General features: G+C 59.4%; 26 protein-coding genes and 1 tRNA gene. 26 read left to right on the plus strand and 1 reads right to left on the minus strand.

Annotated elements, in window-relative coordinates:
* The first annotated feature begins 40 nt into the window (after positions 1 to 40).
* The 26 genes from Q1M07_RS04525 to Q1M07_RS04650 all read left to right on the plus strand — a co-directional run bounded on the left by Q1M07_RS04525 (position 41) and on the right by Q1M07_RS04650 (position 24,713).
* Entirely contained in the window at positions 41 to 706 is a 666-nt protein-coding gene (locus tag Q1M07_RS04525; protein WP_366983952.1) for an AAA family ATPase, read from the plus strand.
* Positions 706 to 1,464 carry a hypothetical protein gene (locus Q1M07_RS04530; RefSeq protein ID WP_300451305.1) on the plus strand — a complete coding sequence of 253 codons (759 nt, stop codon included), beginning with the start codon at positions 706 to 708 and terminating at the stop codon, positions 1,462 to 1,464. Before Q1M07_RS04525 ends, Q1M07_RS04530 begins: the two co-directional genes overlap by 1 nt.
* A 185-nt stretch (positions 1,465 to 1,649) precedes the next feature.
* Positions 1,650 to 2,288, plus strand: a complete 639-nt coding sequence (locus tag Q1M07_RS04535; protein ID WP_300451306.1) for a DUF47 family protein — start codon at positions 1,650 to 1,652, stop codon at positions 2,286 to 2,288.
* A gap of 13 nt (positions 2,289 to 2,301) precedes the next feature.
* On the plus strand, positions 2,302 to 3,315 hold the full coding sequence (locus Q1M07_RS04540) for an inorganic phosphate transporter (RefSeq protein ID WP_300451307.1): 1,014 nt from the start codon (positions 2,302 to 2,304) through the stop codon (positions 3,313 to 3,315).
* A 105-nt stretch (positions 3,316 to 3,420) separates the two neighbouring features.
* A complete protein-coding gene (locus Q1M07_RS04545) occupies positions 3,421 to 4,056 on the plus strand; it encodes a DUF47 family protein (RefSeq protein WP_300451308.1) in 636 nt (211 codons plus the stop codon).
* 373 nt (positions 4,057 to 4,429) lie between these two features.
* Positions 4,430 to 5,113 (plus strand): TIGR00153 family protein, encoded by a 684-nt coding sequence (locus Q1M07_RS04550; RefSeq protein ID WP_300451309.1) that lies wholly within the window; start codon positions 4,430 to 4,432, stop codon positions 5,111 to 5,113.
* A gap of 242 nt (positions 5,114 to 5,355) precedes the next feature.
* The gene (locus Q1M07_RS04555; RefSeq protein ID WP_300451483.1) at positions 5,356 to 6,618 is read left to right on the plus strand and encodes an anion permease; all 1,263 of its coding nucleotides are present in this window, start codon (positions 5,356 to 5,358) and stop codon (positions 6,616 to 6,618) included.
* Positions 6,619 to 6,689: 71 nt separating this feature from the next.
* Positions 6,690 to 7,304: a serine/threonine protein phosphatase gene (locus Q1M07_RS04560; RefSeq protein ID WP_300451310.1), complete on the plus strand. Its 615-nt coding sequence runs from the start codon at positions 6,690 to 6,692 to the stop codon at positions 7,302 to 7,304.
* 50 nt (positions 7,305 to 7,354) lie between these two features.
* Positions 7,355 to 8,761 (plus strand): metallophosphoesterase, encoded by a 1,407-nt coding sequence (locus tag Q1M07_RS04565; RefSeq protein ID WP_300451311.1) that lies wholly within the window; start codon positions 7,355 to 7,357, stop codon positions 8,759 to 8,761.
* A 214-nt stretch (positions 8,762 to 8,975) separates the two neighbouring features.
* Positions 8,976 to 9,347 (plus strand): preprotein translocase subunit SecG, encoded by a 372-nt coding sequence (gene secG / locus Q1M07_RS04570; protein WP_300451312.1) that lies wholly within the window; start codon positions 8,976 to 8,978, stop codon positions 9,345 to 9,347.
* A 65-nt stretch (positions 9,348 to 9,412) separates the two neighbouring features.
* Positions 9,413 to 9,497: transfer RNA gene (locus tag Q1M07_RS04575), tRNA-Leu, on the plus strand.
* Between the two features lie 59 nt (positions 9,498 to 9,556).
* The gene (locus tag Q1M07_RS04580; RefSeq protein WP_300451486.1) at positions 9,557 to 9,931 is read left to right on the plus strand and encodes an NADH-quinone oxidoreductase subunit A; all 375 of its coding nucleotides are present in this window, start codon (positions 9,557 to 9,559) and stop codon (positions 9,929 to 9,931) included.
* Between the two features lie 3 nt (positions 9,932 to 9,934).
* A complete protein-coding gene (locus Q1M07_RS04585; RefSeq protein WP_300451313.1) occupies positions 9,935 to 10,411 on the plus strand; it encodes an NADH-quinone oxidoreductase subunit B family protein in 477 nt (158 codons plus the stop codon).
* Between the two features lie 22 nt (positions 10,412 to 10,433).
* Positions 10,434 to 11,042: an NADH-quinone oxidoreductase subunit C gene (locus tag Q1M07_RS04590; protein ID WP_300451314.1), complete on the plus strand. Its 609-nt coding sequence runs from the start codon at positions 10,434 to 10,436 to the stop codon at positions 11,040 to 11,042.
* Complete coding sequence (locus Q1M07_RS04595; protein WP_300451315.1) at positions 11,035 to 12,288, plus strand: NADH-quinone oxidoreductase subunit D; 1,254 nt, start codon at positions 11,035 to 11,037, stop codon at positions 12,286 to 12,288. Before Q1M07_RS04590 ends, Q1M07_RS04595 begins: the two co-directional genes overlap by 8 nt.
* Positions 12,288 to 12,761, plus strand: coding sequence for an NADH-quinone oxidoreductase subunit NuoE (nuoE, locus tag Q1M07_RS04600; protein ID WP_300451316.1), 474 nt, complete (start codon positions 12,288 to 12,290; stop codon positions 12,759 to 12,761). The genes Q1M07_RS04595 and nuoE overlap by 1 nt, the downstream gene beginning before the upstream one ends.
* Positions 12,762 to 12,787: 26 nt before the next feature.
* Positions 12,788 to 14,092 (plus strand): NADH-quinone oxidoreductase subunit NuoF, encoded by a 1,305-nt coding sequence (gene nuoF, locus Q1M07_RS04605; protein WP_300451489.1) that lies wholly within the window; start codon positions 12,788 to 12,790, stop codon positions 14,090 to 14,092.
* Positions 14,093 to 14,103: 11 nt separating this feature from the next.
* Positions 14,104 to 16,431, plus strand: coding sequence for an NADH-quinone oxidoreductase subunit NuoG (nuoG, locus tag Q1M07_RS04610; RefSeq protein ID WP_300451317.1), 2,328 nt, complete (start codon positions 14,104 to 14,106; stop codon positions 16,429 to 16,431).
* Entirely contained in the window at positions 16,431 to 17,480 is a 1,050-nt protein-coding gene (nuoH, locus tag Q1M07_RS04615; RefSeq protein ID WP_300451319.1) for an NADH-quinone oxidoreductase subunit NuoH, read from the plus strand. Before nuoG ends, nuoH begins: the two co-directional genes overlap by 1 nt.
* A gap of 10 nt (positions 17,481 to 17,490) precedes the next feature.
* On the plus strand, positions 17,491 to 17,979 hold the full coding sequence (nuoI, locus tag Q1M07_RS04620; protein ID WP_300451321.1) for an NADH-quinone oxidoreductase subunit NuoI: 489 nt from the start codon (positions 17,491 to 17,493) through the stop codon (positions 17,977 to 17,979).
* 12 nt (positions 17,980 to 17,991) lie between these two features.
* Positions 17,992 to 18,594, plus strand: coding sequence for an NADH-quinone oxidoreductase subunit J (locus tag Q1M07_RS04625; RefSeq protein WP_300451323.1), 603 nt, complete (start codon positions 17,992 to 17,994; stop codon positions 18,592 to 18,594).
* An 87-nt stretch (positions 18,595 to 18,681) separates the two neighbouring features.
* On the plus strand, positions 18,682 to 18,987 hold the full coding sequence (nuoK, locus tag Q1M07_RS04630) for an NADH-quinone oxidoreductase subunit NuoK (protein ID WP_186407231.1): 306 nt from the start codon (positions 18,682 to 18,684) through the stop codon (positions 18,985 to 18,987).
* 2 nt (positions 18,988 to 18,989) lie between these two features.
* Positions 18,990 to 21,080, plus strand: a complete 2,091-nt coding sequence (gene nuoL, locus Q1M07_RS04635) for an NADH-quinone oxidoreductase subunit L (RefSeq protein WP_300451328.1) — start codon at positions 18,990 to 18,992, stop codon at positions 21,078 to 21,080.
* 23 nt (positions 21,081 to 21,103) lie between these two features.
* Entirely contained in the window at positions 21,104 to 22,588 is a 1,485-nt protein-coding gene (locus Q1M07_RS04640) for an NADH-quinone oxidoreductase subunit M (RefSeq protein ID WP_300451331.1), read from the plus strand.
* Between the two features lie 27 nt (positions 22,589 to 22,615).
* Positions 22,616 to 24,091: an NADH-quinone oxidoreductase subunit NuoN gene (gene nuoN / locus Q1M07_RS04645; protein ID WP_300451492.1), complete on the plus strand. Its 1,476-nt coding sequence runs from the start codon at positions 22,616 to 22,618 to the stop codon at positions 24,089 to 24,091.
* Between the two features lie 61 nt (positions 24,092 to 24,152).
* On the plus strand, positions 24,153 to 24,713 hold the full coding sequence (locus Q1M07_RS04650) for an NUDIX hydrolase (RefSeq protein ID WP_300451334.1): 561 nt from the start codon (positions 24,153 to 24,155) through the stop codon (positions 24,711 to 24,713).
* A 56-nt stretch (positions 24,714 to 24,769) separates the two neighbouring features.
* On the opposite strand, the gene Q1M07_RS04655 is transcribed toward Q1M07_RS04650, so the two are convergent.
* Positions 24,770 to 25,405 (minus strand): YceH family protein, encoded by a 636-nt coding sequence (locus Q1M07_RS04655; protein WP_300451338.1) that lies wholly within the window; start codon positions 25,403 to 25,405, stop codon positions 24,770 to 24,772.
* Positions 25,406 to 25,423 lie beyond the last annotated feature (18 nt).

Here is a 25,423-nt window from a genome sequence, read left to right on the forward strand (position 1 = left end):
AAATTCTCCCTACCCGTAGTCCGCTCGCGAAACGGATGCCATGTCAATGTCCCTAGCCCGGGTGATCGCTGTCGTGTCGCAGAAGGGCGGCGCCGGGAAAACCACTGTCGCGATGCAACTCGGTGGCGGGTTCCATGCGATCGGTGCCAGCGTGCTTCTGGTCGACCTTGACCCCCAGGAGAGCGCGTTTCGCTGGGCCGAGTCAGCCCCCTTGCTCGACTCCGAACTGCAGCTCGATGTGCGCAAAATGTCCGGGCTCGAACTGATCAAGCATGTCGGTGACCTGCAGCGCGAGGCGGACTATGTGGTGCTGGACACCCCACCGTCGATTTATCACCCGTCGACTCTTGCCGCGCTGGCCGTCGCGCATTTGGCGATCATCCCGGCCGTGCCGAGTCCGACCGATCTCTGGTCGACCCTTGCCGTCGAGCGGCTGATTCTCAACCGCATGGAGCAAAGCCATCGGCTGCACGGCTGCATCGTCCCCAACCGGGTGCAAAACACGGCGCTGGCGACCGATGTGCTCGAATTGCTGCACGAATTTACCTTGCCGATCCTCGACGCCACGCTCTGCCAGCGCAATGCCTATGCGCAGAGCGCGGTCATCGGGGCCTCGGTCTTTCAGCTCGGCGCGGCTGCGGAGGCCGCGCAGGATGAAGTCCGTAGATTGATCGCCGCCGTTCTTAAACAACTGGGAGACACCTGATGACGACACCGACCCGAGCCGCCAGTTCCAACAAGTCCGCGCTGCGCGCCAGCCTCAAGAAAGAGGACGAATCGCTCGCCGAGCGGCTGGCTGCCACCGACGTTCCGTTGGTTGCCGAGCCGGAAGCCGAAACCCCCGTCGTTGCCGTACCGGCTAGTGAGCCCGCGCCAACTGCCGGCAAGGCGGCCAAGGTTGCGGTGAAGACGGTGGCGGCCCAGGCGAGTGGCGAAACGAAGTCTGCCGTGGCGAAGGCGCCGGCCAAGACCGGGAAGAAGCCTGCTCGCGCAAAGTCGCCAGCCGCGAAAACTGCCGTGCCGGAAGCGGCGCCGGCGGCGGCGCCGAAAGCCCGGCCGGTAGCTCGCAAAGCGGCTGCCGAGGCAAAGTCGGCTGCGCTGGAGAAACCGGCCAAACGGGAAACAACGAGGAAAAAGCGCGGACCCGTAACGACCGCCGCGCCGACGACCAAGGAGTCGGCGGGCAAGCCACTGGCCACGCTCGAGGAGGCAGTAGTGAAGGTGGAGCGGGTGACCAAGGACAAGGGCGACAAGCTCGTGCGTTACACGGTCGAGCTGCTGAAGAGCGAAGCGGCGGCTATCGAGTCGCTGCGCGTCGAGCTGGCAAAAGCCGCCGGCTGGGCGGCGAGCAAGTCGGACATCCTGCGCGCTGGGGTGAAGGTTTTTGCCGAGCAGAAACTCGACGAGATGAAGTCGGTGCTCGGTGCTCTGGCTGGGGCTTCGAAGGCTGGAAAAAAGGGTTGATCGGGGCGAGGAGTTGGGCGGGTTGGCGTCCGTCGCCGGCAAACCGGCGGGATGCGCCCGACGGCGTGTTGTAGTGGTTGGCGTGTTGTAGTGCTTGTCGTGGTGCCGACAGACGATCGGCGAAGACGTATTTTAGGCTTTTTTCTGTGCGCTGCTCGTTGGAGCAGATAACCAAGGGAGGTCGTATGTTTAGTAGTTTGATGCCGCAACGCAAGGAATTCTTTGAACTTCTCGCTGCGCATTCCGAACAAGTGGTGGCTGGAGCCAACGCAACCTTGCGTCTGATCAATGGTCTGGGCGACGCCGGGACAAACCTCGCGGCGCTGGTCGACGAAGTCAATCAGCACGAGCAGAACGGTGACCAGATCAAGGCCAAGGTGATCAGTCGCTTGCACCAGTCGTTCACCACCCCGATCAACCGCGATCAGATCCACGCGCTGATCAGCGACCTCGACATGACGCTGAATGTGCTGCAAAGCGTTGCCAATGCGTTGGGCATGTACAACATCAAGCAGTCGACGGTGGAAGCGCGCGAAATGGCGGCCCTGAGCGCCGATGCGTGCATGCGTCTGAATCGCGCGGTGGCGGCCTTGGGCGACAAGTCGCGCGGCGAGGAGACGCTGAACTTGTGCAAGGAGATCGAGGAGATCGAGTCGAAGGCCGACAAGATTCAGCACAAGGCAATTACCGCCTTGTTCCAGGAGGGTGCCAACATCTGGCAGACGATGAAGATGCGGGAGTTCTACTCGCTTCAGGAAGCCGTCCTCGATTCCTGCCAGGAAGCGGCCAAGATGATCGAAGAGATCCTGATCGAAAACTCCTGAGAGGTAGCCGAAAATGGAAGGCCTAAATATGAGCATCTGGACGCTGGCGCTGCTGATTGCAGTGGCACTGGCGTTCGACTTCATGAACGGGTTTCACGACGGCGCCAACTCGATCTCGACGATCGTTGCGACCGGAGCCCTGACCCCGAAACAGGCGGTGCTGTTCGCCGCGTTCTTCAACTTCGCCGCGCTCTGGGTATTCCAGCTCAAGGTGGCGGCAACCATCGGCAAGGGCACGGTCGATCCCAGCTTCGTCGATTATTACGTGATTTTCGGGGCCTTGATCGGCGCTTTGGCCTGGAACATCATCACCTGGTACTACGGCATTCCGTCGTCGTCATCGCACGCCCTGGTCGGTGGTCTGGTCGGCGCGACGGTGGCCAAGGCCGGCTCGGGGGCGCCCATCGTTTGGGAGGGTTTCGGCAAGATCCTCGCTTTCATCATCATTTCGCCGCTGGTCGGGGTCATCATCGGCGGCCTGCTGATGGTGCTTGTCGCCTGGATCTTTCGTGGCACTTCGCCGTATCAGGCCGGCAAGTTCTTCAAGGGCGGGCAGTTGTTCGCCGCTGCTGCGTACAGTCTGGGCCACGGTGGTAACGACGCGCAGAAAACCATCGGCATCATCTGGCTGCTGATGATCACTGCCGGCGTAGCGACCAAGGACGTTGCGACCCTGCCCACCTGGGTGATTTACGCGTGCTACTTCGCTATCGCCTGGGGAACGTATCTCGGTGGCTGGCGAATCGTCAAGACGATGGGAACCAAGATCACCAAGCTCAACGCGATCAGCGGATCGTGCGCTTCGATGGGTGGCGCGATCACTCTTGGACTGGCGACGCTGGGCGGCATTCCGGTGTCGACGACGCATACCATCACCGGTGCCATCATCGGCGTCGGTGCGGCGACCGACGTCAAGGCGGTGCGCTGGGCGATCACTGCCAATCTGCTGGTTGCCTGGGTGTTGACCATCCCGGCCTCGGGCCTGATCGCCGCGGTCTTCTGGTACATCGGAACCAAGTTCCTGTAAGCCACAAGTATTCGCCCTAGCGGACGCGCCGGCAACGGGCGTCCGCCGACCCAGCCACCGGAATCAGTCAATCGTCGTTACAAGAGTCATTCAAGGGAGGTATTCATGTTACCCAAGCGGTCCGAGTTTTTTGAGCTTCTCGCGGCACACAGCGAGCGCGTCCTGGCCGGAGCCAATGCCATGCTGCGCCTGGTGAACAGCCTGGGGGTCAGCAAGCAGGACGTTGCCGCGCTGGTCGAGGAAATCAATATGAACGAGACCAGTGCGGACCAGATCAAGGCGGATCTGCTGACCATGCTGCACAAGTCCTTTGTCACGCCGCTCAACCGTGACCAGGTTTATGCCCTGACGCTAGACATCGACAGCGTGATGAACGCGGTACAGGATGTCGCACAAGCGGCCAGCATCTACAACATCACCGAGGTAAATACCGAGTCGCACGAGCTGGCATCGATGACGGTCGACGCCTGCACGCGCCTGACGCGTGCGATTGCCTCGCTGAAGGCCAAGGAGCGCAACAAGGAGACGGTCGATCTGTGCGTCGAGATCGAGCACATCGAAGAGAAATCCGTCGCGGTGATGTACAAGGCCATCAAGAGCCTGTTCGATACCGAGGGAGACGAGGCCGCCGCTCTGCGGGCCATGCGCATGCGGCAGTTCTATTCATTGCAGGAGAAGGTGCTGCGGGCCAGCAAGAAGTCGGCCCAGACGCTCGAGGAAATTCTGCTCCAGAATGCTTGAGAACTGACCGGGCGTGCATTGCCCGGACGTTTGGTTCAGCAAACGGACGCCCCGGCAACGGGGCGTTGCGCTTTTATTGATCGGTCGCGGTGCGCCAGCCCGGCTCTCGCCAACTTACTTGTTCAGGTCGTTCGGGCTGCGGCACCGGGCACGGAACTCAAGCGCGCGAAACGACCACCCGCTACCGCAGGCGCGTCGGATGAGCACTGAGTGGCAAAGCCTCACGGATGGCGAACTTCGGACTACAATCTGCGCCGGAAGCGGAGCGTCGCCGGTTTGCCGGGGCGATGGCCGGTGCTGGTCGCCGCCCCGGGCTATGGATGTCCGTTTCTCCATTTTGCAGGAGCTTACAAGCGCGTCAACGGAGGCACCGATGTTACCGACCAACCCGATAGCAGCGTTGTTTGGCAGATCGCCGTTCAAGCCGCTGCAGCAGCACATGCGCGTCGTCATCGAATGCGTCAGTGAGGTTCCGGCCCTTTTTCGGGCGTTGATCGACAATGACCAGGAGCAGCTCGAAGAGCAGAAAAACCGGATTTTCGTCAAGGAAAGCGCAGCGGACGCGATCAGGGCCGACATGTGCGACCACTTGCCGCGCAGCCTGCTCCTTGCCGTGGACCGGCAGGACCTTCTCGAACTGCTGGCCATGCAGGACGCGATCGCCGACACGGCGCAGGATATCGCCGGTTTGCTGGTCGAGCGCCGGATGGAGGTGCCGGCAGGCATGGCCGAACCGCTGATGCGGTTGGTAGCTCGTTGCGTCGATACCTGCGAACTGGCGCACCAGATCATCGAGCAGATCGACGAGCTCCTGGAGAGCGGCTTCCGCGGTCGTCCTGCCGAGCGTGTGCAGGCAATGGTCATCGAACTCGGGCATATGGAGAGTGATACGGATGTCATGGGAATGGACTTGGCGCGAGCGCTTTTTGCCGAGGAGGATAACCACAAGCCGGTGTCCGTGATGTTCTGGTATCAGTTGATCCAGTGGGTCGGGACGCTGGCCGACCACGCTGAGCGGGTGGGAGAGGTACTGCGTCTGCTGATTGCCCGCCGCTAGCGCCGTTGGTTGACCAGGTGAGCCAAGCCCGATGATGAGATTTGTAGCCTTCACGCTCGGTGGAGGGGTGCCTGTCGGCGTGGCCGTCGGGCGTGAGCGGTGGGTGAAGCGAAGGCTTCGCGGTTGGCGTCTCCGCCTCCGGAGTCGTCGCGCTAGCGAGGTGTTTTTTCGGAGAGATCGTGCCGCTGGCAGGCATCGCGCTCGTCCGTCACGTCTTCGACCCGGGCGCTAGGGGTTGCCGCATGGAGATCATCGCTCAGCATCAATCCGTTTTTCTGGCTCTGGCTTTCGGCTGCGGCCTTTACATGACCTGGGGCATAGGAGCTAACGATGTTGCCAACGCCATGGGGACCACCGTCGGGTCGGGAGCCATCACGGTCAGGCAGGCCGTCGTTCTGGCCGCCGTAATGGAGTTTCTCGGCGCCTATCTGGCGGGCGGCGAAGTGGCTGACACGATCGCGCAAGGTATCATCGATGGCGCACGTTTTGCGCCGGTGCCGCATCTGCTGATGTTCGGGATGCTCGCCGCCTTGTTGGCCACCGGCATCTGGCTGATGGTTGCCACTTTACGCGGCTGGCCGGTATCCACGACGCATACCATCGTCGGCGCCGTTTGCGGCGTCGGCGTGGCCGCTCTTGGCTCCGACGCGGTGCAATGGGAGAAGATGGGTGAGATCGTCGCCAGTTGGTTCATATCACCGGTGCTTGGTGGAATCGTTGCCCTGTCGCTGACCCTGAGCATCCGGCGGTTCATTTTCAACACTCGCGACCCGGTTGGTCAGGCGCGTAAATGGGGGCCAGTTTATGCTTTTCTGGTCGGCTGGGTCGTTTCGCTGATCGTCATTGCCAGGGGTCTGCAGCACATCAACATCAATTTTGGCATTCTCGAAGGTCGGCTACTGGCGGTCGCGATCGGTATCGTCGTCGCCGTAGGTGCCTGGCTGATGATGAAGCGCGTCAAACTCGGCGCGCATGCCGATCGAGCCTCCCAGCATGCCAGCGTCGAGCGACTGTTCATCCCACAGATGGTGTTGACCGGGGCGGCGATGGCCTTCGCGCACGGTTCCAACGACGTGGCCAATGGTATCGGTCCGATGGCGGCAGCAATCCAGATCATCGAGACGCGGGCGGTGTCGGCGACCTCGCCGGTGACACCCTTGATGCTGCTCATCGGTGGCCTGGGAATCGTCGTCGGTCTGGCGACCTATGGCTACAAAGTGATGGCCACGCTTGGCCACAAAATCACCGAGTTGACGCCGACCCGGGCCTACTGCGCGACGATCGCCGCCGCTTTCGTCACCGTGGCAGCTTCCGGTCTGGGTTTGCCGGTTTCGGCGTCGCATATTGCCGTTGGTGCCGTGATGGGCGTCGGCATCGCCCGTGGTATCGGCGCTCTCGACCTGCGAGTCGTGAGCGGAATCGTCGTTTCGTGGTTCATCACGGTTCCGGTTGGCGGCCTCCTCGCGGCCATCGTGTTCCATGGCCTCAAAGCGTCGTTTTCCTAGAGTGGTGACGAGTCGTCGATCTACCGGGCGGGCGTCGGCGGGCGGTTCGCCGAGCCGGCCAGCCTGAAGCAATGGCCGACTTGCCCACCCAGTTCGTCGAGTCGCTGCAGAACTACAAGGGCATCGACTTTCCGGCTGATATTCGCTATCGCCAGATTCTGGTGACCGGTCCTCCGGGTGCCGGCAAGAGCACCTTGATCGTGCACCTCGGCGGCTGGTCTGAGGAAGGCTATCTGGATCTCGGAAAGAAGCACTGGTGGCGATCGGAAATTCTTTCGGTTCGACCGCGTGAAATTCACTTGGGAATGCCTTTCGTCGGTCTTGAAAACGCAGTGTCGGTTTTCGATGCCGAGTTTCTAGATCGCAACCCGTTGCCGCTGGTCGACTTTGCTCGCCTGGTGTTGCCGCCACGAAAGCGCTTTTTTTTCTCAGTCGACTGGTATCGGCGCTATGTGTTCGAGTTCCTGCTGCCGCCTGCGGATCTCGTCTTCGAGCGGCGTAGCGAGCGGGCACGGCATAGCACGCATCCGGTGGACGCCCAACTCAGCCTGGCGATCTGCACGGCGCAACTCGAGGTGTTTCGCCGTGTCGCGGAGTTTCTGCATGAGAAGGGTTTCTACGTCTATCTCCGTGAAGGGATGGACAGCGCTCCGAGGCGTTTCGTCGGCGCCCGGCCTCTGCCGTGAAGAGGCGTACTGCCAGACGCCCCCGCCGCATAGCGAGTCTTGTCGCCCGGTTGAAGGCGATCTCTGCCCGGCTCGGATTTGGCTGGGGCCATAACCTGAAGCTCGGCGACGCTTATCGGCTGGGCAGCACCAAGGTGCGTGTACCGCTCGACGGCATTCCGATCGAGATCACTCTGGGCTTGAATGACAGGCGCCTTCACCTGTACCCGGAAACTCGTCTAAACCAGCGGGGCGAGACGATCCGGCTCAGCAGTTTCATCATTTTCGACCCGCGCACCCATCTTCGTCGCATCGGTGGCTTTCTACGGCTCAGCCCGAAGAGCTGGCTGGCCCTGGGTTCCGGGGACGCAACCCAACAAGCGATGTTCGACTACCCTTCGGCCGTCGATGAGCAGCACCTCGTCGTGATCTACGGTCGGGATGCACTGGTTTTTCGTAATTTGAGCGATGCGGGAACGGCCATTGCACCGATGCTCGACGAGGTCAAATCGATCCGCATGAGCAAGTTGCGGCGCTTGCGCGACATTTTTGGCGGCCCGATCGAAGCCTTGGCGAGAGACGAAGCCTTGGCGTTGATCGAGGCGGTCATTCGCCTGTTGCGTGATGAGGTCTATCGTCCGCGCGACGACCGTGGCCTGCCGGGTGGTCTGCTGATATTGCCGCCGACAGTGACTCCGATCCTGGTCGCCGACCTGCACGCTCAGGTGGACAATCTCTTGACGGTGTTGAGCCAGAATGCCTTTCTCGAAGCACTGGAAGACGGCAGTGCGGTTCTGGTGATACTGGGCGACGCCGTGCACTCGGAGGTGGATGGGCAACTCAGGGAGATGGTCGGGTCGATGGTGTTGATGGATCTCATTTTCCGACTCAAGTTGCGTTTCCCGGAGCAGGTCTTCTACCTTCGTGGCAACCACGATTCCTTTTCCGAGGACATCGCCAAGGACGGAATTCCGCAGGGCCTCTTGTGGGCCAAGGAACTCAGCGAGCGGCGCGGTACCGCCTATCTGAAAGCGATGGGGGAATTCTATCGGCTGTTGCCCTATGTCGCGGTTTCGCCGAATTTCCTGGCGAGCCATGCGGCAGCGCCGAAGACCAAGGTCAACCGGGAGATGCTGGTGCAGATTCATCGTCATCCGGACTTGGTTCTGGAGCTGATCAACAACCGCCTGTATCGTGCAAACCGCCCCCAGGGCTACAACCGCCGTGACGTAAAGCGCTTCCGCCGCGCGCTGCAGGTCGATCCGAAGACGCCTTTCATCGTCGGCCATACGCCGATCGACCGCGAAGGGACCCTGTGGTTGAACGTCGACGCTATCGCCAATCATCACGTGCTGTTCAGTGCCCATCCCGACCAAGTCGGCGTGTTCACCCTCATCGACGATACCATGGTACCGCTGGTTTACCCGGTGGATGCTTTGACGCCGATCATCAATGGCCTGGAGGGGAATGCGGGCTGATCGCACTCCTCGTTTGGAGCAGTATAGGTCGCGCAGATTACGGGTTCCGTACCTAGGAGTCGATTGACCAGCTTAGCGCGCAGCCGCTATACTTCCAAAGTTTTTTCGGCCGGCAATTGGCCCGTTCGAAAATTCTGCTCGGCGAGCTTTCGCCGTTGTGCGGGCCAGTATTGTCAGGCTTTCTTGTCAAGCGTCGGGTCGAGTGAGAGGCTATATGGATTATCTTTTTTCGGTGGTCTTGGTGGTGCACATCCTGGCGGCGATAGGAGTCATAGGTCTCGTCCTGGTTCAGCACGGCAAAGGCGCCGACATGGGCGCGGCGTTCGGTAGTGGCGCTTCCGGGAGCCTGTTCGGGGCAACAGGTTCGGCTAATTTCCTGAGTCGCGCCACCGCAGTGCTGGCGACCATCTTCTTCATGACTAGTCTGTCGCTGGCCTATATTGCTTCAAGCAAGCCAAAAACGGCTGGCAGTGTGATGCAGGATGCAGTAAACTCTTCGCCTGTTCCGGTGAGCCCGGCGAGTGGTGCTGACAAGGCGGCGAGCTCGGGAGAACCGGATTCGAAAGCAAAGGATATTCCAAAGTAATTGGTTTGGCGGGAGGGACGGGAAGTGCAGCAGCCCTCGGTTAACTCGTCCCTCTCTGTGGCAATGCCGACGTGGTGAAATTGGTATACACGCTATCTTGAGGGGGTAGTGACTTCGGTCGTATGAGTTCGAGTCTCATCGTCGGCACCAGGAGATGTCATCCGCTGCGGGTGGCTGCAGTCTGAATCGAAGTGCTTGTGGGGCGAATGATGCTGGAAAGTTATTTCCCGGTATTTGTCTTCATCCTGGTTGGCGTCGCTTTTGGTTTTGCGCCCGTTCTGACGGGACTCATCGTGGCGCCGCATCGCCCCGACAGCGAAAAGCTTTCTCCCTACGAATGCGGTTTCGAGGCCTTCGAAGACGCGCGCATGAAGTTCGACGTGCGCTATTATCTCATCGCCATTATTTTTATCCTGTTCGATCTCGAAGTGGCGTTCCTTTTGCCATGGGCAACGATCTTTAGGGAAATCGTGCAGACCGAGTCAGTGAGATGGTTCGGTTTCATCGAAATGCTGGTTTTTATCGCCATTTTGGTCGTCGGATATATTTATGCCTGGGCCAAGGGTGCGCTGGATTGGGAGTGAGTAATGGGCATTGAAGGTATTCTTCAAGAAGGCTTCGTTACCACTACGGCCGACAAGCTGATCAACTATGTGCGCACCGGCTCGCTTTGGCCTATGAGCTTCGGGCTCGCTTGCTGCGCGATCGAGATGATTCACGCCGGATGTTCGCGGTACGACCTCGACCGTTTCGGCATCGTCTTTCGCCCGAGTCCTCGGCAGTCGGACGTCATGGTGGTCGCCGGAACGCTGACCAACAAGATGGCTCCAGCGATGCGCAAGGTCTATGATCAGATGGCCGAACCGCGCTGGGTGATTTCGATGGGTTCCTGTGCCAATGGCGGTGGTTACTACCACTACTCATACTCGGTGGTTCGCGGCTGCGACCGGATCGTTCCGGTCGACATCTATGTGCCGGGTTGTCCGCCGACGGCCGAAGCGCTGATCTATGGGCTGATTCAGCTACAGAACAAAGTTCGTCGTACCAATACCATTGCCCGTTGAAAACCCTCATCGAGAGTGAGCCATGTCGTCTGTCACGCTGGAAGCGCTGAGTCAGGGTCTGCAAAAGCACCTCGGAGATCGGATTAAGTCCCTGCAGATAGCCTTCGGCGAAGTGACCATCGAAGTCGATGCCGCCGACTATCTTGCCGTGATGCAGACGCTTCGCGACGAGCCTGAGTTGTCTTTCGAGGAGTTGATCGATCTCTGCGGCGTCGATTATTCGGCCTACGCCAGTGTGCGGCGCGACGGCAAACGTTTCGCCGTAGTCAGCCACCTGATCTCCATTTCCCGAAACCGGCGGCTACGCGTTCGGTGTTTTGCGCCCGACGACGACTTCCCTTCGGTACCGTCGGTGACGGCAGTCTGGAATGTTGCCGACTGGTTTGAGCGCGAAGCTTTTGATCTCTTTGGCATCGTTTTCCCGGGGCATCACGATTTGCGTCGGATACTCACCGACTATGGTTTTATCGGCCATCCGTTCCGCAAAGATTTTCCGATTTCTGGCTATGTCGAAATGCGCTACGACCCCGAACAGCAACGGGTGATTTACCAACCGGTGACCATCGAGCCGCGTGAGATCACGCCGCGGATCGTTCGCGAAGCGACCTACGGGAAAGCCGAAAATGCCTGAACTTCGTAACTTCACCCTGAACTTCGGACCGCAGCACCCGGCGGCGCATGGCGTCCTGCGGATGGTGCTCGAACTCGACGGCGAGGTGGTGATGCGCGCCGATCCCCATATCGGTCTGCTGCATCGGGCAACCGAGAAACTGGCCGAAACCAAGACCTGGATCCAGTCGGTGCCGTACATGGATCGTCTGGATTACATGTCGATGATGTGCAATGAGCATGCATATTGCATGGCTATCGAGCGCCTGTTGCAGATCGAAGTACCGCTTCGGGCTCAGTATATCCGGGTAATGTTCGACGAGATCACGCGCATCCTGAATCACTTGTTGTGGGTTGGCTGTCATGGCCTCGATGTCGGGGCAATGACGATGGTGCTTTATGCCTTCCGTGAGCGCGAGGATCTGGTCGACGCCTATGAGGCGGTGTCCGGTGCGCGGATGCATGCCGCCTATTACCGGCCGGGTGGCGTTTACCGCGACCTGCCTGATCGTCTGGCGCAGTACAAGGAATCAAAGTGGAAGAGCGCGGCCCAGATCAAGCCGTTCAACGAGGCGCGCAGCGGTTCGCTGCTGGATTTCCTGGACGATTTTGCGAGCCGCTTCCCGAAGCTGCTCGACGAGTACGAAACGCTGCTCACCGACAACCGGATCTGGAAGCAGCGACTGGTCGATGTCGGAATCGTCTCACCGGAGCGTGCCTTGCAGCGCGGTTTCACGGGACCGATGCTGCGCGGCTCAGGAATCGCCTGGGATCTTCGCAAGAAACAGCCCTACGAGGTTTACGATCGTCTAGATTTCGACATTCCGGTTGGTAAAACCGGCGATTCTTATGATCGCTACCTCGTTCGCATGGAAGAGATGCGGCAATCGAATCGCATTCTCAAGCAATGTATCGACTGGCTGCGGCGGAATCCAGGTCCGGTGATGTCGGACAACCACAAGGTTTCCCCGCCTAGCCGCGAAGCCATGAAGTCGAATATGGAGGAACTGATTCACCACTTCAAGCTGTGCACGGAAGGTATGCACGTGCCCGAGGGTGAAGTTTATTCGGCGGTGGAACATCCCAAGGGAGAGTTCGGTATCTACGTCATTTCCGACGGTGCGAATAAGCCTTATCGCCTGAAGATACGACCGCCGGGGTATGTCCACCTGTCGGCGATGGATGAAATGGTTTGCGGTCACATGCTGGCCGATGTGGTGACGATTATTGGTTCGCAGGACGTAGTTTTTGGCGAGATTGACCGCTGATGCTGACTTCAGAATCCCTCAAAAGAATCGACCGCGAGATTGCCAAGTACCCGGCCGACCAGAAACAATCGGCGGTGATGGCGGCGCTCGCCATCGCCCAGCAGGAACGGGGCTGGCTTTCGAGTGAAGCTATCGAGTTTGTCGCCGCTTATCTCGGTATGGCGCCTATCGCAGCGTACGAGGTGGCCACCTTTTACAACATGTACGACCTCGAGCCGGTTGGCAAGTACAAGCTTTCGGTCTGTACCAATCTGCCGTGCATGCTCACCGGGGGTGTCGACGCCGGCGAGTACCTCAAGCGGAAACTCGGAATCGGTTACAACGAAACTACTCCGGACGGGCTGATTACCCTCAAGGAAGGCGAGTGCATGGGGGCCTGTGGCGATGCGCCGGTGATGATCGTCAACAATCGCCGCATGTGTAGCTGGATGAATCCCGAGCAAATCGACAAGTTGCTGGCGGAGCTCAAGTAATGGCGATTCTCGGTGCGATCAATCCGATGCTCAGCGTCGGTCTCGAGGGCGGTGACAAGGCGTGGCGTCTCGCCGACTACGTCAGGCGGGGTGGTTACGCTGCCTTGCGACGAATTCTCGAAGAGAAGTTGCCGCAAGAGTACGTGATCAACGAGGTCAAGAAATCGGTCCTTCGGGGTCGTGGAGGTGCGGGTTTTCCGACCGGACTGAAGTGGAGTTTCATGCCCCGCTCGTTTCCGGGTGACAAGTATGTGGTGTGTAATTCTGATGAAGGTGAGCCGGGTACGTTCAAGGACCGTGATCTTCTGCGTTACGACCCGCACTCGGTGATCGAGGGAATGGCCATCGCCGCCTTTGCGATGGGTGCGACGCGTGGCTACAACTATATCCACGGGGAGATCTGGGAGATCTACGAACGCTTTGAGGAAGCGCTCGACGAAGCGAGGGCCGCCGGTTTTCTCGGCAAGGACATTCTCGGTTCGGGTTTCAGTTTTGAGCTTTTCGCGCACCACGGGTACGGGGCCTACATCTGCGGCGAGGAAACGGCGTTGCTCGAGTCGATCGAGGGCAAGAAGGGTCAGCCACGCTTCAAGCCACCATTCCCCGCTTCCTTCGGTCTGTACGGCAAGCCGACGACGATCAACAATACCGAAACCTTTGCTTCGATCCCCTACATCCTCAATCTGGGCGGCGAGCACTTTTTGGAGGTGGGCAAGGCAAATAACGGTGGCACCAAACTGTTTTCCGTTTCGGGCCACGTCAATCGGCCGGGGAACTACGAGGTTCCGCTTGGCACGCCGTTCGTCACTCTGCTCGAGATGGCCGGGGGCATGCGCGGCGGCCGGAAACTGAAAGCCTGCATTCCTGGTGGTTCATCGTCACCGGTGGTCCCCGCGGCGACGATGATGGAGTGCACTATGGACTACGACTCGATCAGCAAGGCTGGCTCGATGCTGGGATCGGGGGCCGTCATCGTCATGGATGAAACGACCTGTATGGTCAAGGCGCTCGAGCGCCTTTCCTTCTTTTACTACGAAGAGTCTTGCGGGCAGTGTACGCCCTGTCGCGAAGGAACCAACTGGCTGTACAAGGTGGTGCATCGGATCGAGCATGGCCAGGGGCGCGGCGATGACCTCGACTTGCTGGCCAGCATTACCACCAACATCATGGGCCGCACGATTTGCGCGCTTGGCGATGCGGCATCGATGCCGGTCCAGAGCTTCGTCAAGCACTACGGTGACGAGTTCGCCTATCACATCGAACACAAGAAGTGCCTGGTGCCCGTTGATGTCCAGCGTGCTGGCAGTGGCTTCTTCACGGCAACGGTTTAGGGTCCGACACGATGGAAATCGAAATCGACGGCAAGGTAGCGCATGTGCCGGATGGCAGCACCATTATGGACGCCGCGCAGCAGATTGGCGCCTATATCCCGCATTTCTGCTACCACAAGAAGCTCTCGATCGCTGCGAACTGTCGCATGTGTTTGGTCCAGGTCGAGAAAGCGCCCAAGCCATTGCCGGCCTGCGCAACGCCGGTGACCAACGGCATGAAGGTGTTCACGCATTCTGATCTGGCTATCAAGGCGCAGAAGGGCGTGATGGAGTTCCTGCTGATCAATCATCCGCTCGACTGTCCAATCTGCGACCAAGGCGGTGAGTGCCAGTTGCAGGATTTGGCGGTCGGCTATGGCGGCGGCGCCTCACGTTTTCAGGAAGCGAAGCGAGTCGTCTTTCACAAGGATGTCGGTCCGCTGATATCAATGCAGGAAATGGCGCGCTGCATTCATTGCACGCGGTGCGTTCGCTTCGGGCAGGAAGTTGCTGGGGTCATGGAACTCGGCATGGCCAATCGCAACATGCATTCGGAGATCATGACCTTCGTCGGACGGTCGGTCGACTCGGAGCTTTCGGGTAACATGATCGATCTGTGCCCGGTCGGCGCCCTCACTTCCAGGCCGTTTCGTTATGCAGCGCGCAGTTGGGAACTGGCGCGTCGCAAATCGATCAGCCCGCATGACAGCCTTGGTGCCAATCTTTCGGTGCAGGTGAAGAACAACGTCGTCATGCGTGTTCTGCCGCGCGAGAACGAAGACGTGAACGAGTGCTGGATAGCGGACAGGGAGCGCTTTTCCTACGAAGCCTTGGGTTCTCCGGCGCGGCTAACGAAACCGATGATTCGTGTCGATGGTTCGCTGCGCGAAGTCGACTGGAACATTGCGCTCGATTACGTCACGCACGCGCTCAAGGACATCGTCGGCAGTAGCGGCGGCCAGGCCCTGGCCGGGCTGGCCTCACCGCACGCGACGCTCGAAGAAATCTACTTGCTGCAGAAGTTGGTCCGCGCGCTAGGTTCGGGCAACATCGATTTCCGCCCGCGCCGCCGCGATTTCTCGAGCGACGGCAAGCTTGGCGGAGTCCCTTGGCTTGGTCTCCGTTTGTCGGAAATCAAGGATCTCGATGCGGCGCTGGTGGTCGGCAGCTTCCTGCGCAAGGACCACCCATTGTTCGCCCAGCGTCTGCGTCAGCTCGCCAAGAAGTGGGGCAAGGTAAGCCTGTTGAGCTTGGGGGCCGATGATCCACTGATCAAGCTGCACGCGCAACTCAGCGTGTCCCCCGCTGAGTTGCCGCGGGCTTTGGCGGCTGTCGTGAAGGCGGCGGCTCAACTGAAGGGTGAGACGGTTGCCGCGGGGCTCGAATCCATTGATCCCTGCGCAGTCAGCCAGGCGATAGCCAGGAGCTTGTTGGACGGCGAAAAGCGTGCCATCTTCCTGGGAAACGCTGCCGAGCAGCATCCGCAGGCGGCACAGTTGCATGCTCTGGCCGTCGAGTTGGCGAGGATCACCGGCGCGAGCTGCGGCTTCATCGGCGAAGCAGCCAACAGTGTCGGTGGCTACGTCGCGAAGGCCTTGCCGACGGCGCTCAACGCGTATGAAATGTTCGCCCAGCCGCGTCAGGCTTATGTCTTGCTGGGCGTCGAACCGGAACTTGATTGCCATGATCCGCAGCAGGCCCTGTCTGCGCTTCGTGAGGCGAGGCTGGTGGTCTCGTTGACGCCTTTCAAGGACGGCACGGTGCGCGACTATGCGGACGTCCTCCTGCCGACGGCGCCTTTTACCGAGACCTCGGGCTCCTTCGTTAATGCCGAAGGTCGCTTGCAGAGCTTCAAGGGTGTCGTCCGACCTCTGGGCGATGCTCGGCCTGGCTGGAAGGTGCTGCGTGTGCTGGGTAACTTGCTCGACCTGCCTGGCTTCGACTACGAATCGAGCGAGCAGGTGCGCGACGAGGTGGCTCCGGCTGGCGAGGGTTTCGTCAGCGGTCTGGGTAACGGCCTCAATGGCGTAGCCTTGGTCTTGCCGGCCACCGGTGCGGCTTTGCAACGCATCGCCGATGTGCCGATTTACCAGTCCGATCCGCTGGTCCGGCGAGCGGCGGCGCTGCAGAGGACGACTGACGCGGCGCTGCCGACAGCGCGCATGAACGCGGAAACGCTGGCGACCGTGGGCGCCAGCGACGGCGCTTCGGTACGTGTCAAGCAGTGCTCCGGCGAGGCTGTTCTCGTCGCACGGCTGGACGAGACCGTGCCGGTCGGCTGTGTTCGGGTCGCCGCCGCGCATCGTGCGACCGCGGCACTGGGTGAAATGTTCGGTGCGATCAACGTGGAGCGTGCGTGATGGTGGATGCGCTGCAAGGGCTGCTGCAGGGTCTGTTTGGATCCTTGTTCCCGCTGGTCTGGGTGCTTCTCAAGATCGTCTTGATCATCGCGCCACTACTCCTCGCGGTTGCCTACCTGACTTTCTGGGAACGCAAGGTCATCGGCTGGATGCAAGTGCGCATCGGCCCGAATCGCGTCGGCCCCTGGGGACTGATCCAGCCGATCGCCGACGGCTTGAAACTCTTGCTCAAGGAAGTCGTCATTCCGACCGGTGCCAACAAGGGCGTCTTTCTGATTGCGCCTATGTTCGCTTTTGCTCCGGCCCTTGCCGCCTGGGCGGTCGTTCCTTTCAACGATACGCTGGTGCTGGCGAATGTGAACGCCAGCCTCCTTTACATCATGTCGATTACTTCGATCGGCGTCTATGGAATTATCCTGTCGGGGTGGGCCTCGAACTCCAAGTATGCCTTCCTTGGGGGAATGCGTTCGGCGGCGCAGATGATCTCCTACGAAGTCGCCATGGGTCTGGCGCTGGTGGTGGTTTTGATGGTTTCCAACAGTCTCAACCTGGGCGACATCGTCAATAGTCAGGGGAAAGGTTATTTTGCGGAGAAGGGGCTCGGTTTTCTGTCGTGGAACTGGTTGCCGCTGTTGCCGATGTTCGTCGTCTATCTGGTGTCTATCGTCGCTGAAACCAACCGCGCGCCGTTCGACATGGCGGAGGGCGAATCGGAAATCGTCGGCTTCCATGTCGAGTACTCGGGAATGGCTTTCGCGGTTTTCTTTCTTGCCGAATACGCGAACATGATCCTGGTGTCGACGCTGGCCTCGACACTCTTCCTGGGGGGCTGGCTATCTCCGGTGGGTTTCCTGCCCGACGGCATCCTGTGGCTGTTCCTCAAGATATCTGCCGTCCTTTTTTTCTTCCTCTGGATTCGCGCTACTTTCCCGCGTTATCGCTACGACCAGATCATGCGTCTCGGCTGGAAAGTGTTCATACCCTTGTGTCTGATCTGGCTGGTCGTCGTCGGCTGCTGGATGATGTCGCCGATGAACATCTGGAAGTGAGAGGCTAGCCATGGGTTCGATGAAGGAAGTATTCAACAGCCTGTTGCTCAGGGAACTGTTCAAGGGAATGTCAGTGACCGGGCGTTACATGTTTGCGCGCAAGATTACCGTTCAGTACCCGGAAGAGAAAACTCCGCAGAGTTTCCGCTTCCGCGGATTGCACGCCCTGCGACGGTATCCGAACGGCGAGGAACGCTGTATCGCGTGCAAGCTGTGCGAGGCCGTTTGTCCGGCGATGGCGATTACGATCGAGTCCGACCAGCGTGACGACGGGTCGCGCCGGACGACGCGCTACGACATTGATCTGACGAAATGTATCTTTTGCGGTTTCTGCGAGGAAGCTTGTCCGGTCGATGCGATCGTCGAAACCCGGGTTTACGAGTACCACGGGGAAACACGTGGCGACCTCTATTACACCAAGCCGATGCTGTTGGCCAATGGTGACCGCTACGAAGCGCAGATCGCTGCCGACCGCGAACTCGACTCGAAATACCGCTGACAGGCCGACGCGATGGAATTCAAGACCTTCGTTTTCTATTTTCTCTCGGCGATCCTGGTGTTTGCGGGGTTGCGTGTGATCACTGCGCGCAATCCGGTGCACGCCGCGCTATTCCTGGTTCTTGCCTTCTTTACAGCGAGTGGCGTGTGGGTTCTTCTGCAGGCCGAGTTCCTGGCCATGGCGCTCGTCCTGGTCTACGTCGGTGCGGTTATGGTCCTCTTCCTGTTCGTAGTAATGATGCTGGACATCAACCTCGATCGTTTGCGCGAAGGATTTTGGAGTTACCTGCCGTTGGGTTCGATCATCGCGTTGCTGATGGTGGCCGAGATGGGTATGGTGCTCGGCGGCAACTACCTGGGTTTCCTGGAGAGCGGCGTTCGCCAGACGGCGGCCGACGAAAGCAACGTTCAGGCCGTCGGGCGCCTGATGTTCACGGAGTATGTTTACCCCTTCGAACTCGCTTCAGTGATCCTTCTCGTCGGGATTGTTGCCGCCGTCGCCCTGACTCAGCGCGGCAGGAGAAAGAACAAGGCGGTCAACCCGTCGCAGCAAGTCTTCGTCAAGGCCAGGGATCGAGTCCGCGTGCTTCAGATGCCCGCCGAGAAGAGGGACTGAGCGCACTTCAGGCGGCACACCAAGAACGAGAATAAGACGGCGCGGCCAAGCCTGGCCGCTCAATGCAGAAGGAATCAGGGAGGCACCTTGCTTACACTGTCCCACTTTTTGATCCTGGGCGCGATCCTTTTCGCAATCAGCGTCGTTGGCATTTTCCTCAACCGGAAGAATCTGATCATCATCCTGATGTCGATCGAGCTGATGCTGCTGGCGGTGAACATGAACTTCATTGCCTTTTCCCACTACATGCAGGATCTCGCCGGGCAGGTCTTCGTTTTCTTTATCCTGACCGTCGCGGCTGCCGAGTCGGCAATCGGGCTGGCGATTCTGGTGGTGCTGTTCCGTAACCTGAAAACCATCCATGTGGATGATCTGGACAGCCTGAAGGGTTGAACATGGAAATGCAAAAGCTCTACCTGATGGTCCCTCTGGCGCCGCTTGTCGGCGCGATCATCGCCGGCCTTTTCTGCCGGGTGATTCCGCGCTGGATGGCGCATACCGTAACGATCGCCGGCGTTGCCGTGGCGTGCTTCGTCTCGTTCGTCATCTTTCAGGACGTGATGGCGGGCAATACTTACAATGGGCCGGTCTACCAGTGGCTAACGTCGGGAGAGTATCGTTTCGAGGTTGGTTTTCTGATCGATCAACTGACGGTGACCATGATGTTGGTCGTCACCTCGGTTTCGCTGATGGTTCACATCTACACCATCGGTTACATGCAGGACGATCCTGGCTACAACCGTTTTTTCAGTTACATCTCGCTGTTTACCTTTTCGATGTTGATGCTCGTCATGAGCAACAACTTCATGCAGCTCTTCTTCGGCTGGGAGGCGGTTGGCCTGGTTTCGTATTTGCTGATCGGTTTCTGGTACACCCGGCCGACGGCGATTTTCGCCAATCTGAAAGCCTTCCTGGTCAACCGCGTCGGCGACTTCGGTTTTATTCTCGGTATCGGTCTCGTCCTCACCTATTTTGGAACGCTCGATTACACCGCCGTTTTCGCCAAAGCGCCATCGCTCGCCAGCGAGACAAGCATCGCGTTGTTCGGCGAGGGCCGCGTCGCACTGATGACTGCCATCTGCATCCTGTTGTTCATTGGCGCGATGGGCAAGTCGGCGCAGGTCCCTCTGCATGTTTGGTTGCCGGACTCGATGGAAGGTCCGACACCGATCTCCGCGCTGATCCACGCGGCGACGATGGTCACGGCCGGCATCTTTATGGTTGCCCGCATGTCGCCACTCTTCGAGCTGTCTGATACGGCGCTCTCGTTCGTTGTCGTGATCGGTTCGATAACGGCGCTGTTCATGGGCTTTCTCGGCGTCATCCAGAACGACATCAAGCGTGTGGTGGCCTATTCGACACTGTCGCAGCTTGGCTACATGACTGTTGCCTTGGGTGTTTCCGCGTATTCGGTGGCCATCTTCCACCTGATGACACATGCTTTCTTCAAGGCGCTGCTGTTCCTCGGCGCCGGCTCGGTGATCATCGGCATGCACCACGACCAGGACATACGCAATATGGGCGGTCTGCGCAAGTACATGCCGATCACCTGGATTACCTCCCTGATCGGCTCGCTGGCGCTGATTGGGACACCGTTCTTCGCCGGGTTCTATTCGAAGGATTCGATTATCGAGGCCGTGGCTCTGTCGCACTTGCCGGGTTCCGGCTTTGCCTATTTCGCTGTGATGGCTGGCGTTTTCGTCACTGCCTTCTATTCTTTCCGGATGTACTTTCTGGTATTTCACGGTGAGGAACGTTTTGGCAAGGTGCCACATCATGCCGAAACGGTGGCCACTGCCAAGGCCGGTCACGCCTCGGCCCACGACGACCATTCGGCGCACGACGATGCACATCATGCCAGCGATGACCATGATGCCGGACACCATCATGGGCTCGCGCCGGGCCAGAAGCCACACGAGACGCCCTGGGTGGTGACCTTGCCCCTCGTCATGCTGGCGATACCTTCGGTGGTCATCGGCTATATCGGAATTGAACCGATGCTGTTCGGCGATTTCTTCAAGCAGTCGATTTTCGTCGATTCGGGCGCGCATCCGGTAATGAAGGAACTTGCCCATCATTTCCACGGCGCTTTTGCCATGGCAACGCACGCCGTGACCACGGCCGTGTTCTGGCTGGCTTTCCTGGGCGTCGCGTTGTCGTGGTTTCTATATATGAAACGCCCGGACATTCCGGCCGCCATCAAGAGCCGTTTTGGCGCGCTGTACACCCTGCTCGACAACAAGTACTACTTCGATAAGTTCAACGATGTCGTCTTTGCCGGCGGTGCACGTCTGCTTGGACGGGGATTGTGGAAAGGCGGCGACACCGGCCTGATCGACGGTGTCATCGTCAGCGGTGCGGTGCACCTTGTCGGCTGGCTATCCGCCGTGGCTCGCCTGTTCCAGACCGGTCACATTTACCACTACGCTTTTACGATGATCATCGGCGTGTTCGTCTTGATGACCCTTTGGGTCACGCGCGCCTGAGCTAGAGAAAGACTGGGAACGATATGTCAGGCACGCCGCTTCTCTCTCTTGCCATCTGGGTTCCGATTCTTGCCGGGCTACTGGTTCTGGCAACGGGATCGGATCGTAACGCACCGCTGGCAAGAATGCTGTCGCTATTGGGTGCCGTCGCCGGCCTGCTGGTGACGATACCGCTGTATACCGGTTTCGACATGCATACGCCGGCCATGCAGTTCGTTGAGCTGAAGAGTTGGATTCCCAGCTTCAACGTCAACTATCATCTCGGCGTCGATGGCATCTCGATGCTGTTCGTCATTCTCAACAGCTTCATCACGGTGACGGTCGTACTTGCCGGCTGGCAGGTCATCGACAGCAAGGTGGCGCAGTACAATGCCGGTTTCCTGATCATGTCGGGCTTGTTGAACGGCATATTTTCGGCGCTCGACGGTCTGCTGTTCTATGTTTTCTTCGAAGCGTCGTTGATCCCCCTGTACCTGATTATCGGTATCTGGGGTGGTCCGAACCGCGTTTACGCGGCCTTCAAGTTTTTCCTTTTTACGCTTCTGGGGTCTCTGCTGTTCCTGTTGGCGCTGATCTACATGTACCTGAAATCGGGCGGCAGCTTCTCTATTCTTGACTGGCACCAAATGCCTCTCGGGATGGCGCCGCAGACCTGGTTGTTCCTCGCCTTCCTGGTTGCTTTCGCAGTCAAGGTACCGATGTGGCCGGTGCATACCTGGCTGCCAGACGCCCACGTCGAAGCACCGACCGGTGGATCGATCGTCCTCGCGGCGATCGCTCTGAAGCTCGGTGCCTACGGCTTCCTGCGCTTTTCCCTGCCGATCGCGCCGGATGCCTCGCACCAACTGGCCGGCCTGGTGATCGCACTGTCGTTGATCGCCATCATCTACATCGGCTTCGTCGCCCTGGCCCAGGAGGACATGAAGAAACTCGTCGCCTACTCGTCGATTGCGCACATGGGTTTCGTGACTCTCGGTTTCTTCATTTTCAGCGCCATGGGTATCGAGGGTGCGCTCGTACAGATGATTTCTCACGGCTTTGTTTCCGGTGCGATGTTCTTCTCGATCGGCGTCATGTACGATCGGGCGCACTCGCGGCAGATCGCCGACTACGGCGGTGTGGTCAACAAGATGCCGAAATTTGCCGCATTCTTCATGCTTTTTGCGATGGCCAACGCCGGTCTGCCGGCCACCTCCGGATTCGTCGGCGAGTTCATGGTCATCCTCGCCGCCGTCGGCTACAACTTCTGGATAGCCTTTGCGGCAGCGACGACGATGGTCGTCGGTGCGGCCTATACTCTGTGGATGTACAAGCGAGTGGTGTTCGGTGCCGTGGCCAACCACCATGTCGCGGAACTCGCCGACATCAACGCCCGGGAGTTTTTCATTTTTGTACTGTTCGCGCTTGGTGCGCTGGGCATGGGTCTCTATCCGCAGCCCTTTACTGAAGTCATGCACAGCTCTGTAAACGAGTTGTTGCGTCACGTCGCCCTCAGCAAGATCCAATAATTGGTAGCCGCTATGACTCTTGCCGACATGCAGTTCCAGACGCCTGATCTTCGACTCGCTAGTGCGGAGATCTTCATGCTGGCGATGGCTTGCCTGATCCTTTTGCTCGATCTCTTTGTCAAAGACAAGAAGCGGACGCTGACATTCGTCGCCACGCAGCTTACCCTGGTCGCGACAGCGGTCCTTACCTTTGCGATGACTTCCGCGGACGTCGGCTATACCTTTAGCAATATGTACGTTGGCGATCTCCTGAGCGACTTGCTGAAACTGCTGCTTTACCTGACGGTGCTCGTCGTGCTGTTCTACTCGCGCGGCTACATCCTCGAACGCGAACAGATGGCCAGGGGCGAATATTACGTCCTCGTGCTTTTCGCCACACTGGGCATGATGGTGATGATTTCAGCGAATCACTTCCTGACCGTCTATCTCGGGCTTGAACTGCTTTCGCTGTCGCTCTACGCGATGGTCGCCATGAATCGCGATTCGGTACCGGCAACTGAGGCGGCGATGAAGTACTTCGTGCTGGGTGCGCTGGCGTCAGGTCTTCTCCTGTACGGCATGTCGATGATCTACGGTGCCACCGGTACGCTCGAGATCAGGGCGGTCGCCGAGCGCTTGGACACCGGCCAGGTCGACCGGACGATTCTCGTATTTGGTGTGGTCTTCCTGGTTTCAGGGATAGCTTTCAAGCTGGGAGTCGTTCCGTTTCACATGTGGATTCCGGACGTCTATCATGGCGCGCCGACGGCTGTCACGCTATTTATCGCCACCGCACCGAAACTAGCCGCCTTCGCGATCGTCATCCGCATGCTGGTCAGCGGCCTGATCGTTGTGTCTTCGGATTGGCAGTCGATGTTGATCCTGCTCGCCGTATTGTCCATGGCCATCGGCAACGTTGCTGCCATCGCGCAGACTAATCTGAAGCGCATGCTGGCGTATTCGGCGATCTCCCACATGGGCTTCATGCTGCTCGGCTTGGTCACCGGCGTCGTCGGCGGCGATGCGCCCTTCGTCTCTATCAGTGCCTACAGCGCGTCGATGTTCTACGTCGTGACCTATGTCCTGACCAGCGCGGGCACATTCGGCATGATTCTTTTGCTGGCCAGGAACGGCGTCGAATCGGATGATCTCGATGACCTCAAGGGCCTCAACAAGCGCAGCCCCTGGTTCGCCGCACTGATGATGATGATGATGTTTTCGATGGCGGGAGTACCGTTCTTCGTCGGTTTCTTTGCCAAATTCTCCGTATTGCAGTCGGTCGTCGCGGCTGGTCAGCTCTGGTTGGCGATCGTCGCGGTACTCTTTTCGCTGATTGGCTGCTTCTATTATCTGCGCGTCGTCAAGATCATGTATTTCGATCAGCCCATCGATGCCACACCCATCGAGGCACCGATGGACATGAAGGTTTTGATCTCAGCCAACGGTCTGGCGGTGGCCTTGCTGGGGATTTTTCCGCAAGCCTTGATGTCGCTTTGCGCCGTCGCGCTTCTGCGCTCACTCTGAGCGCTGCTCGGTCGATCGCCCACGCCCCGCCAGGCGGGGCGTTTTCATTGGGAGTCTCAGAATGGACGACGAATACCGACACCTGAGCGAGGAGCCACTCGACAGCACGCAGGTTTTTCGCGGCAAACTGCTCGACGTGCGCTGTGATCGCGTGCGCCTGCCGGACGGCGCGGAAAGGCTGCGCGAATACGTGAAACACCAGGGCGCGGTGGTGGTCATCGGCTTGTCCGACGATGGCCGTATGCTCTTCGTGCGACAGCACCGCTATCCGCTGCACCGCAGCTTCCTCGAGCTGCCGGCCGGCAAGATCGATCCGGGCGAGGAAGTTCTCCAAACCGCTATCCGGGAGCTGCGCGAGGAAACCGGTCACGTGGCAGGTGATTGGCGCCATCTCGGAACAATGCATCCCTGTGTAGGCTACTCGGACGAGCGAATCGAGATATTTCTCGCCCGTTCCGTATCCCGCGCATCCGCGCCCAAACCCGACCAAGGAGAGTTTCTCGACCTCTTGAGTCTGTCGCTTGAAGATGCGCTGGCGGCCGTGAGGAGCGGCGTTATCACTGATGCGAAAACGGTTACCGCGCTATTCTGGGCGGAGAAAGTCATCCTCGCCGGTTGGTGATCGATGCGGCGGCGACAGGCAAATCGCCGCTTGCGTTCGGCTACCGAGGTTGGGCGCTAGCGCGTGATTCCCGCTATCGTCGCCCGCAGTTCAGCCAGATCCATCTCCAGGCGAGCCACACGCTCTTCCAGGGCGGCGGTTGCCCGGGTCGTTTCCTGCGGCGCAGCGTCGGGGCCTAGCGTGGCCGGACCACACAGCAGGTGTGCCCAGCGATGCTCGCGCGCGCCGGCCTGCTTCGGCAGCCGGCTGACGAGCGGGCCGCCGCCGCGCGCCGCCAGTTCTTGCAGATAAGCTTCCACCGAGGAGCTGTCGTCGAAGTGGTACAGGCGTTCGCTGTTGGCGCGCAGTTCGCTGACGGTTTGCGCGCCGCGCAGTACCATTATGGCCAGCAGAGTGACGCTCGCCGTCGGTAGGCCATAGGCGCGGCCGAAGTTGTGCGCGTAGCGCAGTACGCGTCCAGACGCGCCGTAGGTTTCGAGCACCAGAACGCGGCTACGCAAATTCTCCAGTGCTGATTGCACTTCGTTGTCGCTGACATTCGTCACCGGATCGCGCGCGGACTTCTGATTGCAGCCCGCGGTCAGGCTGTTCAGCGTCAGCGGATAGGTGTCGGGAGTAGTCTTTTCCTTTTCGACCAACACGCCGAGAATGCGTGCTTCGAGAAAACTCAGGGCAGGCAGGCTGTCTGGCATCGGTCGTCTTTCTCTGGA

It is taken from the genome of Accumulibacter sp. (genome assembly GCF_029255285.1).
In the GTDB taxonomy this organism is placed as follows: domain Bacteria; phylum Pseudomonadota; class Gammaproteobacteria; order Burkholderiales; family Rhodocyclaceae; genus Accumulibacter.